The 16,646-nt window shown below is 74.2% G+C and carries 17 protein-coding genes; 7 read left to right on the forward strand and 10 right to left on the reverse strand.

Annotated features, from left to right (window positions below):
- Positions 1–152: 152 nt before the first annotated feature.
- The gene (locus LNK82_RS34865; RefSeq protein WP_230571185.1) at positions 153–1,583 is read right to left on the reverse strand and encodes an aldehyde dehydrogenase family protein; all 1,431 of its coding nucleotides are present in this window, start codon (positions 1,581–1,583) and stop codon (positions 153–155) included.
- Positions 1,580–2,839 carry a 4-aminobutyrate--2-oxoglutarate transaminase gene (gabT, locus tag LNK82_RS34870; RefSeq protein ID WP_230571186.1) on the reverse strand — a complete coding sequence of 420 codons (1,260 nt, stop codon included), beginning with the start codon at positions 2,837–2,839 and terminating at the stop codon, positions 1,580–1,582. Before gabT ends, LNK82_RS34865 begins: the two co-directional genes overlap by 4 nt.
- Positions 2,840–2,920: 81 nt before the next feature.
- Here gabT and LNK82_RS34875 point away from each other — a divergent pair, with 81 nt between their 5' ends.
- The 4 genes from LNK82_RS34875 (at position 2,921) to LNK82_RS34890 (ending at position 6,899) form a co-directional block, all read left to right on the forward strand.
- On the forward strand, positions 2,921–4,189 hold the full coding sequence (locus tag LNK82_RS34875; RefSeq protein ID WP_230571187.1) for a PucR family transcriptional regulator: 1,269 nt from the start codon (positions 2,921–2,923) through the stop codon (positions 4,187–4,189).
- A gap of 54 nt (positions 4,190–4,243) precedes the next feature.
- Positions 4,244–4,702: a hypothetical protein gene (locus tag LNK82_RS34880; protein WP_230571188.1), complete on the forward strand. Its 459-nt coding sequence runs from the start codon at positions 4,244–4,246 to the stop codon at positions 4,700–4,702.
- Positions 4,703–4,781: 79 nt separating this feature from the next.
- A complete protein-coding gene (locus LNK82_RS34885) occupies positions 4,782–5,270 on the forward strand; it encodes a hypothetical protein (RefSeq protein WP_230571189.1) in 489 nt (162 codons plus the stop codon).
- Between the two features lie 291 nt (positions 5,271–5,561).
- Positions 5,562–6,899 (forward strand): serine/threonine-protein kinase, encoded by a 1,338-nt coding sequence (locus LNK82_RS34890; protein ID WP_230571190.1) that lies wholly within the window; start codon positions 5,562–5,564, stop codon positions 6,897–6,899.
- 73 nt (positions 6,900–6,972) lie between these two features.
- Here LNK82_RS34890 and LNK82_RS34895 read toward each other — a convergent pair whose 3' ends face one another.
- The 7 genes from LNK82_RS34895 to LNK82_RS34925 all read right to left on the reverse strand — a co-directional run bounded on the left by LNK82_RS34895 (position 6,973) and on the right by LNK82_RS34925 (position 13,797).
- Positions 6,973–7,929 carry an LLM class F420-dependent oxidoreductase gene (locus tag LNK82_RS34895; RefSeq protein WP_230571191.1) on the reverse strand — a complete coding sequence of 319 codons (957 nt, stop codon included), beginning with the start codon at positions 7,927–7,929 and terminating at the stop codon, positions 6,973–6,975.
- Positions 7,930–7,937: 8 nt separating this feature from the next.
- Positions 7,938–8,585 (reverse strand): HAD family hydrolase, encoded by a 648-nt coding sequence (locus LNK82_RS34900; protein ID WP_230571192.1) that lies wholly within the window; start codon positions 8,583–8,585, stop codon positions 7,938–7,940.
- 9 nt (positions 8,586–8,594) lie between these two features.
- Positions 8,595–11,051 carry an NACHT domain-containing protein gene (locus LNK82_RS34905; protein ID WP_230571193.1) on the reverse strand — a complete coding sequence of 819 codons (2,457 nt, stop codon included), beginning with the start codon at positions 11,049–11,051 and terminating at the stop codon, positions 8,595–8,597.
- A 16-nt stretch (positions 11,052–11,067) separates the two neighbouring features.
- Complete coding sequence (locus LNK82_RS34910; protein ID WP_230571194.1) at positions 11,068–11,808, reverse strand: alpha/beta fold hydrolase; 741 nt, start codon at positions 11,806–11,808, stop codon at positions 11,068–11,070.
- Positions 11,809–11,939: 131 nt separating this feature from the next.
- On the reverse strand, positions 11,940–12,857 hold the full coding sequence (locus tag LNK82_RS34915; protein ID WP_230571195.1) for an anti-sigma factor RsbA family regulatory protein: 918 nt from the start codon (positions 12,855–12,857) through the stop codon (positions 11,940–11,942).
- A 66-nt stretch (positions 12,858–12,923) separates the two neighbouring features.
- Positions 12,924–13,415, reverse strand: coding sequence for a GNAT family N-acetyltransferase (locus LNK82_RS34920; protein WP_230571196.1), 492 nt, complete (start codon positions 13,413–13,415; stop codon positions 12,924–12,926).
- A gap of 10 nt (positions 13,416–13,425) precedes the next feature.
- A complete protein-coding gene (locus tag LNK82_RS34925; protein WP_230571197.1) occupies positions 13,426–13,797 on the reverse strand; it encodes an SRPBCC family protein in 372 nt (123 codons plus the stop codon).
- Positions 13,798–13,848: 51 nt separating this feature from the next.
- On the opposite strand from LNK82_RS34925, the gene LNK82_RS34930 reads away from it, so the two are divergent.
- Positions 13,849–14,106, forward strand: a complete 258-nt coding sequence (locus LNK82_RS34930) for a hypothetical protein (RefSeq protein WP_230571198.1) — start codon at positions 13,849–13,851, stop codon at positions 14,104–14,106.
- Between the two features lie 60 nt (positions 14,107–14,166).
- On the opposite strand, the gene LNK82_RS34935 is transcribed toward LNK82_RS34930, so the two are convergent.
- On the reverse strand, positions 14,167–14,967 hold the full coding sequence (locus tag LNK82_RS34935) for an SDR family NAD(P)-dependent oxidoreductase (protein WP_230571199.1): 801 nt from the start codon (positions 14,965–14,967) through the stop codon (positions 14,167–14,169).
- A gap of 100 nt (positions 14,968–15,067) precedes the next feature.
- Between LNK82_RS34935 and LNK82_RS34940 the strand changes: the two genes are divergently transcribed.
- Both LNK82_RS34940 and LNK82_RS34945 read left to right on the forward strand, forming a co-directional pair.
- Entirely contained in the window at positions 15,068–16,027 is a 960-nt protein-coding gene (locus LNK82_RS34940; protein ID WP_230571200.1) for a Ppx/GppA phosphatase family protein, read from the forward strand.
- 10 nt (positions 16,028–16,037) lie between these two features.
- Entirely contained in the window at positions 16,038–16,628 is a 591-nt protein-coding gene (locus tag LNK82_RS34945) for an STAS domain-containing protein (protein ID WP_230571201.1), read from the forward strand.
- Positions 16,629–16,646 lie beyond the last annotated feature (18 nt).

The following is a 16,646-nucleotide window of genomic DNA, read 5'->3' on the forward strand; positions in this document are numbered from 1 at the left end:
GGCTCATGCCCCTCCACCGCGGCAGCGGTCCGACCCGATCGCACCGGGGCCGTTCGCCGCACGCTCGACGGGTTCCGGTTGGGCGACTCCGGCGATTCGGCGCAGGAGCAGACGGGACGGCGGGACGCGTGAACCCGGTCGGGCGGCAAGCTCTACAACTCCAGTCCGGTGAGCACGAGGACCCGCTGCTCGGTGAGGTCCTCCATGGCCGCGCGCACCCCCTCGCGGCCCGTTCCCGACTCCTTGATACCGCCGTACGGCATCTGATCGGCCCGGAAGCTCGGGACGTCGCCCACGATCACCCCGCCGACGGCCAGCCGCCTCGCGGCGCGGAACGCCAGCCGGACGTCGTGCGTGAACAGACCCGCCTGCAACCCGAACCGGGACGCGTTCACCCGGTCGAAGGCCTCGTCGACCGACGGCACGGAGTCCAGCACCACCACCGGCCCGAACACCTCCTCGTCCACCACCTTGCACGCCGGCGGCACGTCGGCCAGCACGGTCGGCTCGTAGGTCGCGCCCGCCCGCCGCCCGCCGGTCAGCACCCGCGCGCCCGCCGCGACGGCCTCGTCCACCCACGCCTCGACCCGCCGCGCGGCGGCCTCGTTGATCAGCGGGCCGACGTCGGTGGCCGGGTCGGTCGGGTCGCCCGTGCCGAGCTTGCGCACGTGCGACACCACGGCTTCGGCCAACGCCGGGTACACGTCCTCGTGCGCGTACACGCGTTGCACCGAGATGCACGACTGCCCGCCCTGGTACATCGAGAACGTGGCGATCCGCTGCGCCGCCCGGTCGAGGTCCGTCCAATCCGGGCAGACGACGGCCGCCGCGTTGCCGCCCAGCTCCAGCACGACGTGCTTGCGCGGCACCCGGTCCAGGATCGAGTAGCCGACCGGGCCGGAACCGGTGAACGACACCACCGGCAGCCGGGGGTCCTCGGCCAGCGCGCCCGCCACCTCGTTGGGCACCGGCAAGACCGACCACGAACCGGCGGGCAGGTCGGTCTCCGCCAGCAGCCCGCCCAGCAGCAGCGCCACGAGCGGTGTCGTCGGCGCGGGCTTGACCACGATCGGCGCGCCGACCGCCAACGCCGGCGCGACCTTGTGCGCCACCAGGTTCAGCGGGAAGTTGAACGGCGCGATGCCCAGCACGGGGCCGCGCGGCGCCCGCCGCACCAGCGCCAGCCTGCCGTCCGCCGCCGGGTCGGTGTCCAGCCGCTGCAACTCGCCGGAGAAGCGGCGCGCCTCCTCGGCGGCCCAGCGGAACGTCGACACCGCGCGGGTGACCTCGATCCGCGACCACTTCACCGGCTTGCCCGACTCGGCCGTGATCAGCGCGGCCACCTCGTCCGCCCGCTCGGCGAGCCGGCGCGACACGTGGTCCAGCGCCGCCGCCCTGGCGTGCGCGGGGAGGGCGGCGAACTCGTCGGCCACGGCGTGCGCCGAGGCGACGGCCCGCTCCACGTCCCCGGCGGTCGCGTTGGACGTCACGCCGGCCAGGGCGCCGTCGTGCGGCGTGCGGATCTCGACCAGGTCCTCGCTCGTCGCGGGCAGTCCCGCGACCCAGTACGGCGTCGTCGTCACTGAAGAGCTCCTCCAAGCACGTCCAGGCCCTCGGCCAGCAGCTCGTCCGGGATGACGAGCGGCGGCAGCAGGCGGATCACGTTCCCACGGGCACCGCAGGTCAGCACGATCACCCCGGCCGCGTGGCAGGTGGCCGCGGCCCGGGCCGCCTCCTCGGCGGAGGTCAGCTCCACGGCCAGCATCGCGCCGCGGCCACGCGCCTGCACGACCGCGTCCGACGTGAGCGCGCGCAGGCGGGGCAGCGCGATCGCCTCGATGCGCCGGGCGGCGGCGTCGAGGGCGAGCTCGCGCATGGTGTCGATCGCGGCGACGGCGGCGGCGCAGGCGATCGGGTTGCCGCCGTACGTGCCGCCGAGCCCGCCCGCGTGCACGGCGTCCATCACGTCGGCGCGCCCGGTGACGGCGGCCAGCGGCAGCCCGCCCGCGATGCCCTTCGCCGTGGCCACCAGATCGGGCACCACGCCCTCGTGGTCGCACGCGAACCAGTCGCCCGTGCGGCAGAACCCCGTCTGGACCTCGTCGGCGACCAGCAGCACGCCGTGCGACCGGCACCAGTCGGCGAGGGCCGGGAGGAAGCCCGGCGCGGGCACGATGAAGCCGCCCTCGCCCTGGATCGGCTCGACCACCACGCACGCGATCCCGTCCGGCCGGTCGATCGCGGCGACGGCTCGGCGCGCGGCTTCCGCGCCGGTCAGGCCGTCGTGCAGGGGGTAGGAGCCGGGGATCCGGTGGACGTCGGGCGTGAACGGGCCGAAGCCGCGCTTGTAGGGCAGCTCGTCGGCGGTCATCGCCATCGTGAGGTTCGTGCGGCCGTGGTAGGCGTGGTCGAGGACCACCACACCCGGCCGCCCGGTGGCGCGTCGGGCGATCTTGACCGCGTTCTCCACCGCCTCGGCGCCGGAGTTCAGCAGCACCGAGCGCTTGTCGTGCTCACCGGGCGTCAGCTCGGCCAGCCGCTCGCACACGTCCAGGTAGCCCTCGTACGGCGTGACCATGAAGCACGTGTGGCTGAACCGGTCGACCTGCTCGTGCACGGCGCGCGCGACGCGCGGAGCGGGGTTGCCGACGCCGGTCACCGCGATGCCCGAGCCGAAATCGATCAGCCGGTTGCCGTCGACGTCGACCACCAGGCCCGGCTCGGCGTGGTCGACGAACACCGGGAGCACCGAGCCGACGCCCGCCGCGACCGCGCCCTTGCGCCGCTCGGCCAGCTCGCGTGACCGGGGTCCGGGTATCTCGGTGCGCAGTCGGGCCATGGCTCCAGCATCGACCGGTCCGGCGTCCGGGGACAGTGTCCGGAGTGGTGGATGCGGTGTCGTCGGCTGTACACAGTGTCCATGTCGTTGACGGTCGGGGCGTTGGCCCGCGAGGTCGGGTTGACCGTGCACGTGGACGCGGGGTTGGACCGGGTCGTGGCGTGGGTGCACAGCACCGAGCTCGCCGACCCGACGCCGTTCCTGGAGGGCGGCGAGCTGCTGCTGACCACCGGCATCGCGCTCGGGCCGCACGACGGGTACGTGCGGCGGCTGGTGGCGGCCGGCGCGGTGGGGCTCGGGTTCGGCACCGGGCTGAGCCACGACCACGTGCCGGCGGACCTGGTGCGGGCCGCTCGCGACGCCGGGCTGGCGCTGCTGGAGGTGCCGCGGGCCACGCCGTTCATCGCGATCACCAAGGCGGTGTCGCGGGCCGTCGCGGCGGACGAGTACGCGGCGCTGGCGCGCACCGGCGCGGCGCAGCGGGCGCTGACCCGTGCCGCGGTCGCCGACGGGCCGACGGGCGTGGTGCGGCGGTTGGCCCGGCTCATCGACGGCGCGGCGGCGTTGCTCGACCCGCACGGCACGCCCGTGCACGTCGTCGGCTCGCTGCCGGACCTCGCCGGGCACGTGCGGCGGCTCGCGGCGGCGGGCGGACCGGCCGGCGCGGCGTGGCAGTCGGGCGGGCGGCACGTCGCCATGCAGGTGCTGGGCCGGCGCGGCTACCTCGCCGTGGCGGCCGGCGCGCCGCTGGACGCGGGCGTGGTCAACACCGCCGCGTCGCTGCTCACCGTGGCCCTGGCCCGGTGGGACGAGGTCGACGCGGTGCGGCGGGAGCTGCGGGAGGCGCGGTTCCGGCTGGTGCTGGCGGGCGTGCCGGTGGACGGGGTGCCGGACGGGGCGTTCCGGGTGTTCGTGCTGCGCGAGCGGGCCGAGCCGGCGGGGTTCTGGGCGGAGGTGGACGGTCGGGTCGTCGTGCTGGCGCGCGAGGTGGACGTGCCCGCCGCCGCGTCCAGCCCGGTGGACGCGGCGGGCGTCGCGCGCGGCTACCGGGAGGCGTTGCGCGCGTTGGAGGCCGGCGTGGAGACGTTCGAGGAGGTCGTCGGGTCCGGCCTGCTCGCGCCGGACGCGGCGGAGTTCGCCGCCGCCCTGCTCGCGCCGCTGGACGACGTGCTGCGCGAGACGGTGCGGGTGTGGCTCGCGTGCCACGGCCAAGCCGACCCGGCCGCCGCCCGGCTGGGCGTGCACCGGCACACCGTGCGCAACCGGCTCAAGCGGGTGGAGCGGTTGCTCGGGCGTTCGCTGGAATCCGCAGGCGTGCGCGCCGAACTCTGGCTGGCCCTGCACGCCTGACCGTACGCTGGGCGCACACCGCCGCCGACGCTCCTTGATGACGAGGGGGATCCCTTGGCGCGCTTCCGATTACTCGCCCACGCGGCGGCGGTGGTCACCGTCACCGCGGCCTTGCTCACCGCCGTGTTCGTCAACCCCGCCGGCGCTTGCGTCTGCATGCCGGCCAACGAGGCCCTGCGCTACCAGCAGGCCACCTACGTGTTCTCCGGCGTCGTGGTCCACGAAAAGGCCGAGGAGAACTTCTACCGGTACACCGTCGAGGTCGACACCGAGTACAAGGGTGACGTCCCGCACCGGGTCTACGTGCTGTCACCGCGGAACCACTCCTGCGGGATCCGGCTCACCGTCGACGCCGCGTACGTCGTGTTCGCGAAGGGCGACGTGTCCGACCGCCGGGTGGAGACCGAGTACTGCAGCGGCACCCGGTCGGCCGCGGCCGGGCCGCCGACGACCACCTCGCCGTGGTCGGGCACCTCGCCGCCCACGACCACCTGCACGACGGCCGCGCCGTGACCAGCGCCGTGACCACCCGCCGCCCATCCACCGGAGATCGCGCTGCGGTGCGCTCTCCTTCGACCACCAGGGGGAACCCATGGCGCGCTTGAGGCTCCTGGCCCACGCGGCCGGTGTCGTCACCGTCACCGCCGCCCTGCTCACCGCCGTGTTCACCAGCCCGGCCAGCGCGTGCAGCTGCCTGCCCAGCACCGAGGGGCAGCGCTTCCACCAGGCGACCTACGTCTTCGACGCGGTCGTGCTGAGCAAGACGCTGGAGGCCGGCGACCCGTCCGTGACCTACGACGACAAGTACCGCTACACCGTCGACGTCGGCCGGGTCTACAAGGCCTACGTGCCGTCCCGGGTCGACATCGTCACGCCCGCCAGCGGCGCGATGTGCGGCATCAGCCTCTACCAGGGCACCGAGTACGTCGTGTTCGCGCACGGCGACGTGTCCGACGGCCGGGTGGAGTCGCACTACTGCAGCGGCACCCGGCCCGCGTCGGCCGGTCCGCCGGTGACCACCCTGCCCTCTACCACCACCACGACCCCGTCGACGGCGACCTGCGCGACAGCTTTGCCGTAACGGGTGAGGGATCTCGCTCGACCGTGCGCCGAAGGTCACTCAACCGGGTGGTCTTCGGCGCTCAGTCGGTCGGCTCGGTGCCGTCCACCGGTCCGTGCTCGTACCCTTCGTCGGGGTCGTCGACGAACTCGTCGATCGCGGGTTCGGCATCCCGAAGAAATCGGTGGTTTGTGGCCGCAGTGTTACGGGTAGGTGGACGCGGAAGGGCAAACCGGGTGGCTGACCGTGCCGAAGGACAGGTAGCTTCCGGCGTCCGGGCCGACGTCGTCGACACAGCGGAGGTTCAACCGGATGTGGGACGGTGACCTGACCGGAGAGGTGGTCGACGGCAGATATGCCCTCGGCAGCCTGTACGGATCGGGCGGCATGGCCGAGGTGTACCGGGCGGTGGACACCCGTCTCGACCGGAAGGTCGCGGTCAAGTTCTTCCTGGGCCAGGCCTCCGGCGAGGACCGGATCCGGCTCGACCGCGAGGCGCAGGTGCTCGGCGCCATGCAGTTCCCCGGCCTGGTCGAGGTGTACGGCACCGGCAGCTTCCGCGGCCGGCCGTACTTCGTGATGCAGCCGGTCGACGGCGGCACGCTGCGCCGCCGCATGCGCGGCGCGATGTCGCCCGAGGTGGTCGCCGCGATCGGGTCGCAGATCGCCGGCGTGCTGGCCCACGTGCACGCCAACGACGTGGTGCACCGGGACGTGAAGCCGTCCAACATCCTGCTCGACACGACCGGCCGGCGGGCGTACCTGGCCGACTTCGGCTTGGCGTTGCAGGCCCAGGTCACGCGCGTGACGAGGTCGGGGATCCTGGTCGGCACGGCCGGCTACCTCGCGCCCGAGCAGGTGCGCGGCGGCGACGTGCTGCCGGCCGCCGACGTCTACGCGCTCGGCCTCGTGCTGCTGGAGTGCCTGACCGGGCGGCCCGAGTACCCGGGCGGCGACACGGAGGCGGCGCTGTCGCGGCTGCACCGGGAGCCGCGCATCCCGGCCAACCTGCCCGACCCGTGGGTCGACGTGCTGACCGCGATGACCGCGTCCGACCCGGCCAAGCGGCCGTCGGCGGCGGAGTGCGAGCGGCTGCTCGCGGCGGCGCAGCGGGCGAGCGCCGGCCTGTCGCCACTGGTCGAGGTGGCTGTGGCGGACCGGCCGGAGGTGGTCGAGCCCGAGTCGAAGTCCGAGAACCGGCCACTGCTGCTGGGCGCCGCCGCCGCGGCCGTCGTGCTGACCGCGGTCGGCTTCCTGGCGATGAGCGACCCGTTCGACCCCCGGCCCGGCGAGCGCGTCGGCCGACCGGCGACGAGCACCGCGGCCGAGCCGATCGCCGAGCAGGCGCCGCAGACCGGTGCGGCGGTGCCGGGCAACCCCTCCACGGTGACCGTGCTGGAGGGCGCGCCGCCGCCGGAGCTACCGGCCGGGAACACCGGGAACACCGGGAACTCCGGGGACGACGCCGCCGGCGGCGGCAACACGGTGGTGCGAACGACCCCCGGCACGACGACGACCACCAAGACCGCGAGGGAGACGCCGGTCGTGCCGTCGAACGCGCCGGTCGTGATCGTGCCCGACCCCGGGCCGCCCACGGTGGTGACCGGACCGCCGTCGAGGGACCGCGGCGCCTCGTCCGGCCGGGGCTGACCCGACCCGGCGGCCCGCTCGGTGTTGCCGGTGGAAGGTGTCGGTGGGCGCGCTGTCGGTGGGCGCTGTCGGGTCAGCGGAGGGCCGGTAGGAGCTCGCCCTTGGCGAAGTCCAGGAACTCCCGCTGGTGGTCGCCGCCGATCTGGACCAGCGCCAGGTCGGTGAAGCCCGCCTCGCGGAACTTCGCCACCGCCTCCACCACCGGGCCGACGTCCGGGCCGCACGGGATCCGCTCGGCCACGTCCTCCGGCCGCACGAACTGCGTCGCGCCGGCGAAACCGGACGTGCCGGGCAGCTCCGAGTTGACCTTCCAGCCGCCCGCGAACCACCGGAACTGCTCGTGGGCGCGCTCGACCGCCGCGTCGCGGTCGGGATCCCAGCAGATCGGCAGCTGGCCGATCTTGCGCGAGCTCTTGCCCTGGAAGACGTCCCACTCCCGGCTCAGTGACGCGTCCGGCTCGGTCGCCACCATCGCGTCCGCCAGCGGCGCGAACGTGCGCACCGACTGCCCGCCGGACACCGCCACCGCGATCGGCACGCGCTGCTCGGGCAGGTCCCACAGCTTCGCCGAGTCGACCCGGAAGTGCTGGCCGGAGTAGTTGACGTATCCGCCGTCGAACAGCTGGGAGATGATCTCCACGGCCTCGCGCAGCAACTCGTGCCGCACGTTCACCGGCGGCCAGCCGCGGCCGACGACGTGCTCGTTCAGGTTCTCGCCCGCGCCGATGCCGAGCGTGAACCGGTTGCCCGACAGCAGCTGCACGGTCGCCGCCTTCTGCGCCACCACCGCCGGGTGGTAGCGCACGGTCGGGCAGGTCACGTACGTCATCAGCTCGACCCGCTCGGTGGCCTGCGTGACCGCGCCGAGCACGCTCCACGCGTACGGCGCGTGGCCCTGCTCGTCCAGCCAGGGCGAGTAGTGGTCGCTCATCACCTCGAAGTCGAACCCCGCCTGCTCGGCGAGCCCCGCGTGCTCGACCAGCTCCCGTGGCCCGGCCTGCTCGGTCATCAGCGTGTAGCCGATCCGCACGATTCCTCCTACGCCATCGGCAGGTCGGTGAGGTCCGCCCGCAACTCGTCGAGTTCCTCGTAGACTGCCGACGCGCCGGCGTCGCGCAACTCGGCTTCGCCGAAACCACCCGTGCGAAGGCACACCGCGGGCAGCCCGGCCCGTGCGGCGGCCTCGCAGTCCCACACCGAGTCGCCGATGACCACGGCCCGGCCGCCGCCGTCCACCCGCCGCAACGCCACCTCGATCAGGTCCGGCGCGGGCTTGCTGTCGGCGACGTCGTCCGACGAGGTCGAGGTGAGGCCGGACGCGTCGATCAGCTTCAGGTAGTGGTCGACGTGGTGGCGCTTGCCGGAGCTGGCCAGCACCACCGCGAAGTCCTGCTCCAGCGCCGAGGAGATGAGGCGGTGCGCGCCCTCCAGCGGCCTGACCTCGGCCAGCATCGGCTCGAACGCCACCTCCCACGCCTTGCGCAGGTCGTCGCCGTGCTCCCGTTCCACGTGCTCGCCCGCGACGGCGGCGACGAGCTTGTCACCGCCCATCCCGATGGCCCGATGCAGGCGCCAGGTCGGCACGGTGAGGTCGAAGCGGCGGAACGCGCGGAACCAGGCCACCGCGTGGTGGTAGTTGGTGTCCACCAGCGTGCCGTCCACGTCGAGGACGAGCGTGTTGGTCATGGGGCCTGGTTAGCCCGGCCGCGCGACCCGCAAACCGGCCGACCTCGCGAACCGCGCCAGCGCCCGTTCCAGGTCCGGGTGCCCGCGGGCGGTGTCGCCGAGCGGCCACACCACGAGCCACCCGTCGTCGCCGGCCGGCCGGATCCTGGCCCGCGTGCGCAGGCGCAGGCCGTACGTCCGGTCGTCGATGAGCCGGATCTCCAACCGGTCCACCTGGCGGGCGGTGAACTCGCGCGAGTAGCCGTGCCACGACACGACCAGCCGGGTCGGCTCCACCCGCAGCCGGTTGGGCCGCCACGGCACGCCGCGCACGTGCCAGTGCAGCGCCGCGAGGCTCGCGACGAGGACGGCCCACGGCACCCAGGCGGGGACGATCAGTCGGATCATGTTGCCGAACACCGCGAACACCGCGAACGCCACCGCACCGCCGATCGACAGCGCCGCACGGGACCCGGGGACCGTGTTCGCCTGCCGGAACAGCACCTCGCTGCCGCGGACCGGCACCGTGGTGAGGCCGCGTTCGGGCGTGGGCGGCACCGTGGCCAGCCGGTCGCGCAGCCGGACGTGCCGGAACTGGTAGACGCCGCCGACCCGGCGCAGCACGCCCGCCCGGTGCGCCTCGCGCAGGAACGCCAGGGCAGCCCACGGCAGCCGCCCGGTCAGCGCCAGACCCGCCCTGGTCACCACCCACCGGCCGGACGCGCTGAGCAGCAGTGCGACCGCACCGCACCCCGCCCACGAGCCGATCATGAACACCGCGCCGAGCAGCAGTCGCACCACGACGGGTTCGCCCTGGTGCAGCGTCGGCAGGTACATGAGCGAGCCGACCTGCGGCGCGACGAACAGCAGCACCGCGAGCACCGCCTTGCGGTCGCCGCGCAGCAGCGCGTCGGGGTCGACCGCGCGGTCCGCGTCGACCGGTGACATCAGCACGGACTTGCCGAACCCGAGCAGCAGGGCCGCAGGCAGCAGGAACCACCCGGAGTTGTCGCCGATCGCCGCCAGCGGCCCGCCGATCAACGCCGTGCCGCCCACCCAGCCGCCCACCGCGAGCGCGGCCCGGCGCGGTCGGTGCCGCGCTTCCTGGACCAGCGCGCGGATCCGCCTGTGCCACGCGGTCCGGCCCGGCCTGCCGGTGGGTGTCCGACCGTCGACCGCCATCCCGCCCGAGGTGATCTCCACGAGCAGCCAGACGACCACGCCCACCGGGAAGCCGAGCGCGGTCGCGAACCAGCCGAGCTGGTCGAGGCGGGCGAAGTTGAGGTCCGCGACCACCAGGGCCGCCAGCACCACCCCGATGACCAGCGAGGCCAGCACGAGGAACGCGACCCGGGCCGGCCGCGCCCGGCTCAGCCGCCACCAGGCGATGTCCTGCTCGCGGCGTGCCGTCAGGTGGTCGGCCAGGAACCGCAGGTACCGGGTGGCCTGCTCGACGTCCCACCGGCCGCGGTCCTCGTCGTCGAACGCGGCGGGGATCAGCCCGTCCAGCAGGTGCTCCTCGATCGCCGCCCGGTCGGGCAGGCGGGTCAGCACGGCGGGGTCGGTGGCGGGGGAGCGGTGGACGCGGCGCGCGAGCCACACCATCAGCGGGGTGGACAGCGCGGCGGCCAGGTCGCCCTCCGGGTGGGCCTCGACCTCGTCCAGCACCGGGCGCCAGGCGGGTGATCGGCCCGGTGTGACGGCGGTGCGCAGGTGCGCGACCACGGCGGACGGGGTGAGCGGCGCGGCGCGCAGCACGGCCGCCGACCGCAGCACCTCGCCGCCGGCCACGGCCGCCGCGTACTCGGCGGCGCGGGACGTGACGATCACCTCGCCGAACCCCTTGTGCAACGCCGCCAGCGCCCGGCCGCGCACCGGCGCGGGCAGCTCGTCCAGCCCGTCCAGCACCGGCAGCACCCGCCGGTCGCGCACCAGCCGTTCGACCGCGGCCCGGCCGTGCGTGACGTGCAGACCGGGGTACTCCTCGGTGATCCGGCGCAGCAACCACTCCGCGGGCCGCTCGCGGACCGGGTCCCAGGACGCGACCGACAGCAGCACCGGCACCGCCTGCCGCTCGCGCAGGTCGACCAGCAGCTGCTGCACCATCAGCATCGCGAACGTGGTCTTGCCCGAGCCCGGCTCCCCGAGCACCACCAGCCTGCCGCGTGGCAGCGCGCGGAACGCCTCGGCCAGCCGCGCCAGGTCGTCGCCCTCGGGCGCCGCGCCGCCGATGTTCGCCTGGTGGTCGGCGTGCTCGCGGCCCGCGCGCCACAGCACCGGCAGCGGCGCGGGGTCGAACACGTCGCGGGCGGCGGACTCGTCGCGCCACTGCGCCAGCACGAGCGCGGCCAGCTCCGCCGCGGCGAGGTCGACCGGCTCGGCGCCGGGCGGCAGGTGGACGTGGACGTCGCCGTGCACGTCGCGGGCCTGGAGCACGAACGTCGCCGTGCCGTCGAAGCTGTTGTGGACGGGCGGTTCGCGGTGCACGGGCGAGTGGCGCCGCTCAGCCGCGGACGGGCAGGGAGTCCAGGAACTCCTCGATCAGCCGAGCCCACTCGGCGGGCGCCTCGACCGCGGGTGAGTGGCCGCTGTCCAGCTCGGCCCACCGCGCGCCGGGGATCAGGTCGGCCGGCGCGCGCGTGGCGTCGGGCGCGATCAGCCGGTCGTGCTTGGCCCCGATCACGAGCGTCGGCACGCTCAGCGTCGGCAGCTCGTCACGCAGGTCGATCCGCTGCACCAGGTCGACGTGGTCCGGGGTGCCGGGCGGGATGGTGAGCGCGATCAGCTCCAGGAAACCCGCGGTCTGCTCGGCGGTCAGCCGCCGGCGGAACGGCTCGCCCAACGCGACGGACAGCATGAAGCGGGCCAGCTCGGCGCGGTCGGCGTCCAGCAGCCGACGCCACTGCCGCACCCGTTCCCGGCTCTCGTCGTCGAGGTGGGCGAACCCGGCGGTGAGCACCAGGGCGGTCACGCGTTCGGGGTGCCGTCGCGCCACGCGCACGGCGACCGCGCAGCCCATCGAGTAGCCGACGACCGCGAACCGCTCCTCGCTCTCGGCGGCGGCCACCAGCCGGTCGGCGAGGTCGTCCAGGTCGAGGGGCCCGGTCGCGCGGGGGGTGGTCCCGGAGCCGGGGAAGTCCACCGCGTGCACCCTGCGCTTGCGCGACAGCCGCGGGATGAGCGGGCTGAAGTTGGCGCGGACCGTGCCACCGGCCCCGTGGGCGAGCAGAAGTGCGGGAGTCACGGGGCCGATTCTGCCGGGCGACACGCCTGCGGCGGCACGAATTGCGCGCGAAGGGCGATTCGTGACCAGCGTGAATCCGGCGACGGCGGTCGGTTGGTGTGCAAGCACACACGCGGAGGGGGTGGTGCGGGTCAGCCGACGTACACGCGGATCGCCGTGCCGGCCTCGTGGGTGTGCACGCGGACCAGGTCGCACAGCAGGTTCACCAGCATCACGCCGTACCCGCCGTGGGGGTTCGCGCCGGGGTTGCGCCTGCCCACCATCGGGCTCGCGATCCGGCCCGCGTCACGCACCTCGCACACCACCGCGCCGCCTTCGCGCCACAGCAGCAGCGTGCCGAAGCCGCCGCCGTGCACCACGCTGTTCGTGGTCAGCTCGTTGACCGCGAGGACGAGGTCCTCCACCTGGTCGGCGGTCAGGCCCGCCTCGACGGCGAACGCGGCCACCAGCCGCCGGGTGGCGCCGAGGGCGTCCAGGTCGAACCGGCGGGTCGTGGCGTCCGGTGGCGGCGACGGCAGCGGCCGGTTGAACTCCTCGGCGATCATGAACGGCTCGCGGTAGCCGGCGCTCGGCCTGCGCTGCTGCCCCTCGACCACGACCGGGTGGGTGCTCTCCGCGTCGCGCAGCGCCTCCGGCGCGAGGTTCGCCGTGTCGTACGGGCACAGGATCCAGGCCGGCCGGTCCTCGAACGCGGTGTTGATCAGCGCCTCGTGCTGCACGCAGGCCGGGTACTCGAGTTCCGTGCGACCCGGCCAGATCGGCTCGCCGATGATCCGCACCCGGCCGGTGGCGGCGTGGTTGTCGGTGAACGCGGTCAGCACGCCGGGGATGATCCGGCCCGGGTTGCGCCCCGCGCGTCTCATGTCCAGGAACTCGACCTGCTCGGCCAGCCCGCCCAGCGCGCGCCGCAGGAGGCCGATGCCGTGCTGCGGCACGGCCACCAGCACCGGCTCACCCGCGGCGACGCCGTCGCGCACGAACGGCACTGTGCCCGCGAGGTACTCCTCGTCGTCGCGGTAGAGCAGTGCCTCGTGCACGAAGTCGACCACCGGGGGAACCTCCGAACGGTTGCTGGCGGGGGAGGCCTGCCCGTTCAGTATCGCGCCCGATCACCGTCACGGAAGCGACCTGCGCAGGCAAACGCGTGTCGCCGGGTCCAGGCCACGTGCGGCTTCCGCCGCCACGACGACCGTCAGACCCGGCGAGAGGTCGGCCACCTCGTGGAACCCGAGCCGCCGATAGTAGGGGCCGTTCCACGGGATGTCGCGGAACGTGGTCAAGGTCAACGCGTCCAGCCCGCGCGCCGCGGCCCAGCGCCCGACGTGGTCGAGCAGCGCCGCCCCGATGCCGCGCCGCGCGTGGTCGGGGTGCACGCAGACCTGCTCGACGTGCGCCGCGCGGTCCTCGGTCAGCACCTCGACCGCGATCCAGGCCATCGGGTGCGGGTCGACGGCCACCCAGACGTGCAGCCCGGCGAGGGCGCTCAACGGCATCGGGTCGTCGTCGGCGATCTCGGGCATGCCGAAATCGCGGAAGGGCTCACCGGAGGCCCGTTCGATCGGGGGCAGCAGCGGCAGTTCGTCCGGCCGGGCGGTGCGGATGTCCACCGGCGCATGATCAGCCGGCGGTGAGGTTCCGCTCAACTTCGTTCCCGAGGGCTTCGAGCAGGCGTGACGGGAACTGGTCGTCGGGGCAGTCGTCCACCCGGAGCTCGGCGACGCTGCCCGCCACCCCGGCCAGCGAGACGCGCAGCTCGCCCCGGCAGCCGTGCTCGGCCAGCGGCGTCCAGGTCAGGAGCAGCTGGTCGTAGTCGGCGGCGAGGCTGACCTGGTGCGGTTCGTCGTTGGCGCGCAGGATCAGCACGTCGTCCGTGCGGCCGACTACCTGGTAGGGGTCGGGCAGCCAGGAGGCCAGGCGGACGGGGTCGGCGGCGGCGTTGAACACCAGGTCGGGCAGGGCGGGGACGTCTCGTCTCGCGTGGATGGTCACGGCGTCACGGTTACCCCGTTCGAGCATCCGCACACTGGGTAACCAGCGGTCATGACCGCAGCACAGGAACCAGCGGAGCCCCGGGGGCGGGTCGAAGAGCCGGTTGACCCGGTTGACCCGGACGAGATCGCGGCGGAAGCGCCGATCGACCCGACCCCGCAGGAGGTCGACGAGTACCGGGCGTTGATCGGGGACGAGACGCCGGAGCCCGGTGTGACGCGCGATCACCGCGCGGCACCGGCGACGGGTGAGCCGGGTGAGTCTGATGAGAGGTCGAGGAGGCGGGTGCCCGACATCCCGGAGTTCTGATCCTGCCTGAGATCCCGGAGTTCCGAGCCGAGGTCGGCGGTTCTTCCCCGGCGGCTCCGGTCAGGTGTTCCCCGAGCCCGGTTCGGTCATCGCGCGCATCGCCCGCGCCTTCACCGGGTCCGGCAGGACGCGGCTCGCCGCCGCCTGCGCCTTGTTCCGCAGCGAACCGGCCACCACGTGGTCGTCGCCGTCCATCAGCGCCTTGAACCCCGCCCGCGCGACGTCCGCCGGGTCGTCCTTGGGCCCGGTCGCGACCTTGGTGTCGGTCATGCCCGCCCGGCGGAAGAAGTCGGTGTCCGTCGGGCCCGGCATCAGCGCCGTCACCGTCACGCCGCTGTCGCGCAGTTCTTCCCGCAACGCCTGCGAGAACGACGCCAGGAACGCCTTCGACGCCGCGTACACCGAGTGGAACGGCCCGGGCGCGGTCGCCGCCACCGACGACGTGAACAGCACCCGGCCGGCGCCGCGTTCCACCATCGCGGGCACGAGCCGCTTCGCCAGGTGCACGGCCGAGGAGATGTTGAGGTCCACCACCCGCAGGTGGCTGCGCAGGTCGCTGTCGTCGACGAAATCACCGCCGACACCGACACCGGCGTTGACCGCCAGCGCGTCCACCGGCCGTCCCGCGGCCTCGACCACCGCTACCAGGTCCTCGTTTCCCTCGAACGTGGCCAGGTCCGCCCGCACCGGGTCGACCCGCGCCCCACCGGCGGCCAACGCCCGTGCCACGTCGTGCACCACGTCGTTCTCCGCCGCCACGACCAGGTCGAACCCGTGCTCGACGAACACCTTCGCCAGCTCGAGCCCGATCCCGCTGGACGCGCCGGTCACCACCGCCAACGGCCTCTCCGAAGCACTCATGACCACGAACTACCCGGAGTCGGATCACCCAATCCGGTTTCACCCGATGCGAAATTGGGCACCCCTCTCGGTACCTCTCTCACTCGGATGGTGGTGACGTATGTCCGGACGACCCGGTCACGTCGGCGTGCTCGACGTCGGCTGCTTCAGCGCCAACCTGGTCGTCGTCTCGGGCTCGCCGCTGCACCCGGTCGTCTCGCACAAGACCCGCCTCCGGCTCGACCGCGCGCTCGGCCGGGACAACCGACTCCGCCCGGAGGGCGTCGAACAGGTTGTGACCGCCGTCCAAGCCGCGCACCGGATCGCCGAACGCGCCGGCGTCTCCGCCATCGTGCCCTTCGCCACCTCCATCATCCGCGACGCGCCCAACGCCGAGCAGGTCATCGCCGAGGTCGCCCGCCGCACCGGCACGCGGTTGCGCGTGCTGCCCGGCCAGGAGGAGGCCCGCCTGTCCTACCGGGCCGCGCGGCACTGGTTCGGCTGGCGCGCCGGCCCGCTGCTGGTGCTCGACGTCGGCGGCGGCACGGTGGAGCTCGCCGTCGGTGACGACGTGGAGCCGTCGTTCACGCGTTCGCTGCCGTTCGGCGCCCGCACCACGACCCGGCGGCTCGCGCTCAACCGCACCGCGCCGCGCGACCACCGGGGACTGGCCCGGGAGCAGGTGCTGGTGCACGACCGGGTGGTGGCCGCGCTGGAGGGCACGTCGGTCGCCGGGCACCGGGCCGTCGGCTGCTCGAAGGTGTTCCAGCAGCTGGCGCGGCTGGCCGGGGCGAGACCGCAGCGGGAGGGACCGTTCGTGCCGCGCTCCCTGCGCCTGGCCGACCTGCGCGGCTGGATACCCCGGCTGTCCCGGATGCCCGTGCCCCGGCGCGCCCGGTTGCCGGGCATCTCCCGGCACCGTGCGGAGCAGTCGTTGGCGGGAGCCCTGGTGGCGGAGGCGTTGATGGTGGCCACGGGGCACGACGAGGTGGAGATCTGCCCTTGGTCGACCAGGGAGGGGCTGCTGCTCTCCCTGATCGGCGCGGGCGGCGATGACGACGAGTACTGCCGGGTGGCGTGAAGGGATCGGGATGCTGGCGCTGTCGGTCGAGGCTCACCGGACGGGGTGCGCGGTGGTCGTGGCGACCGGGGAGTTGGACCTGGCGGGTGCGCGCCGGGTGCTGGACCGGATGGACCGGTTGGTGAGCGAGGGACGTGACCGGATCGTGCTCGACATGTCGGGGGTCGCGTTCTGCGGCGCCCAGGCGATGAGCGCGCTGGTCCGCACGAGGGCGAGGGCCCAGCGGGCGGGCGGTTGGCTGCGGTTGGCCGCCGTGCCGCCGCACGTGCGGCGGGTGTTCGAGCGGACGGACCTGGACCGGTTGTTCCCGCGCTACCCGGACGTGGCGTCGGCGGCGACGGGGCGTGCGGTGGCGAGCGGGGAGGAGCGGGGCGCGGTCGGTGGTGTGGCGGGTGGTGCGGTGGACGGTGTGGCGGGTGGTGCGGTGGATGGTCGTCCGGTGGATGGTCGTGCGGTGGCGGGAGGTGCGGCCGGCGGTGGTGCGGTGGCGCGGGACGGGCGGTCGGTTGCCCGTGGTGGGCGGGTGTCGCGTGGAGGGCGTGCGGCGTCGGGTGCCGGCGAAGGACCCGGTGCCGACGAGGGGCCCGTCAGCGCCGGGTGACGCGCTGTTTGCCGGGTG

This window comes from Saccharothrix luteola, assembly GCF_020859565.1.
In the GTDB taxonomy this organism is placed as follows: Bacteria; Actinomycetota; Actinomycetes; order Mycobacteriales; family Pseudonocardiaceae; genus Actinosynnema; species Actinosynnema luteola.

Excerpts from the sequence above, each read along its gene's own strand:
- LNK82_RS34900 (WP_230571192.1), bottom strand. The coding sequence starts at position 8,585 with ATGACCAACACGCTCGTCCTCGACGTGGACGGCACGCTGGTGGACACC.
- LNK82_RS34890 (WP_230571190.1), top strand. The coding sequence starts at position 5,562 with ATGTGGGACGGTGACCTGACCGGAGAGGTGGTCGACGGCAGATATGCC.
- LNK82_RS34875 (WP_230571187.1), top strand. The coding sequence starts at position 2,921 with ATGTCGTTGACGGTCGGGGCGTTGGCCCGCGAGGTCGGGTTGACCGTG.
- LNK82_RS34885 (WP_230571189.1), top strand. The coding sequence starts at position 4,782 with ATGGCGCGCTTGAGGCTCCTGGCCCACGCGGCCGGTGTCGTCACCGTC.
- gabT (WP_230571186.1), bottom strand. The coding sequence starts at position 2,839 with ATGGCCCGACTGCGCACCGAGATACCCGGACCCCGGTCACGCGAGCTG.
- LNK82_RS34935 (WP_230571199.1), bottom strand. The coding sequence starts at position 14,967 with ATGAGTGCTTCGGAGAGGCCGTTGGCGGTGGTGACCGGCGCGTCCAGC.
- LNK82_RS34945 (WP_230571201.1), top strand. The coding sequence starts at position 16,038 with ATGCTGGCGCTGTCGGTCGAGGCTCACCGGACGGGGTGCGCGGTGGTC.
- LNK82_RS34930 (WP_230571198.1), top strand. The coding sequence starts at position 13,849 with ATGACCGCAGCACAGGAACCAGCGGAGCCCCGGGGGCGGGTCGAAGAG.
- LNK82_RS34940 (WP_230571200.1), top strand. The coding sequence starts at position 15,068 with ATGTCCGGACGACCCGGTCACGTCGGCGTGCTCGACGTCGGCTGCTTC.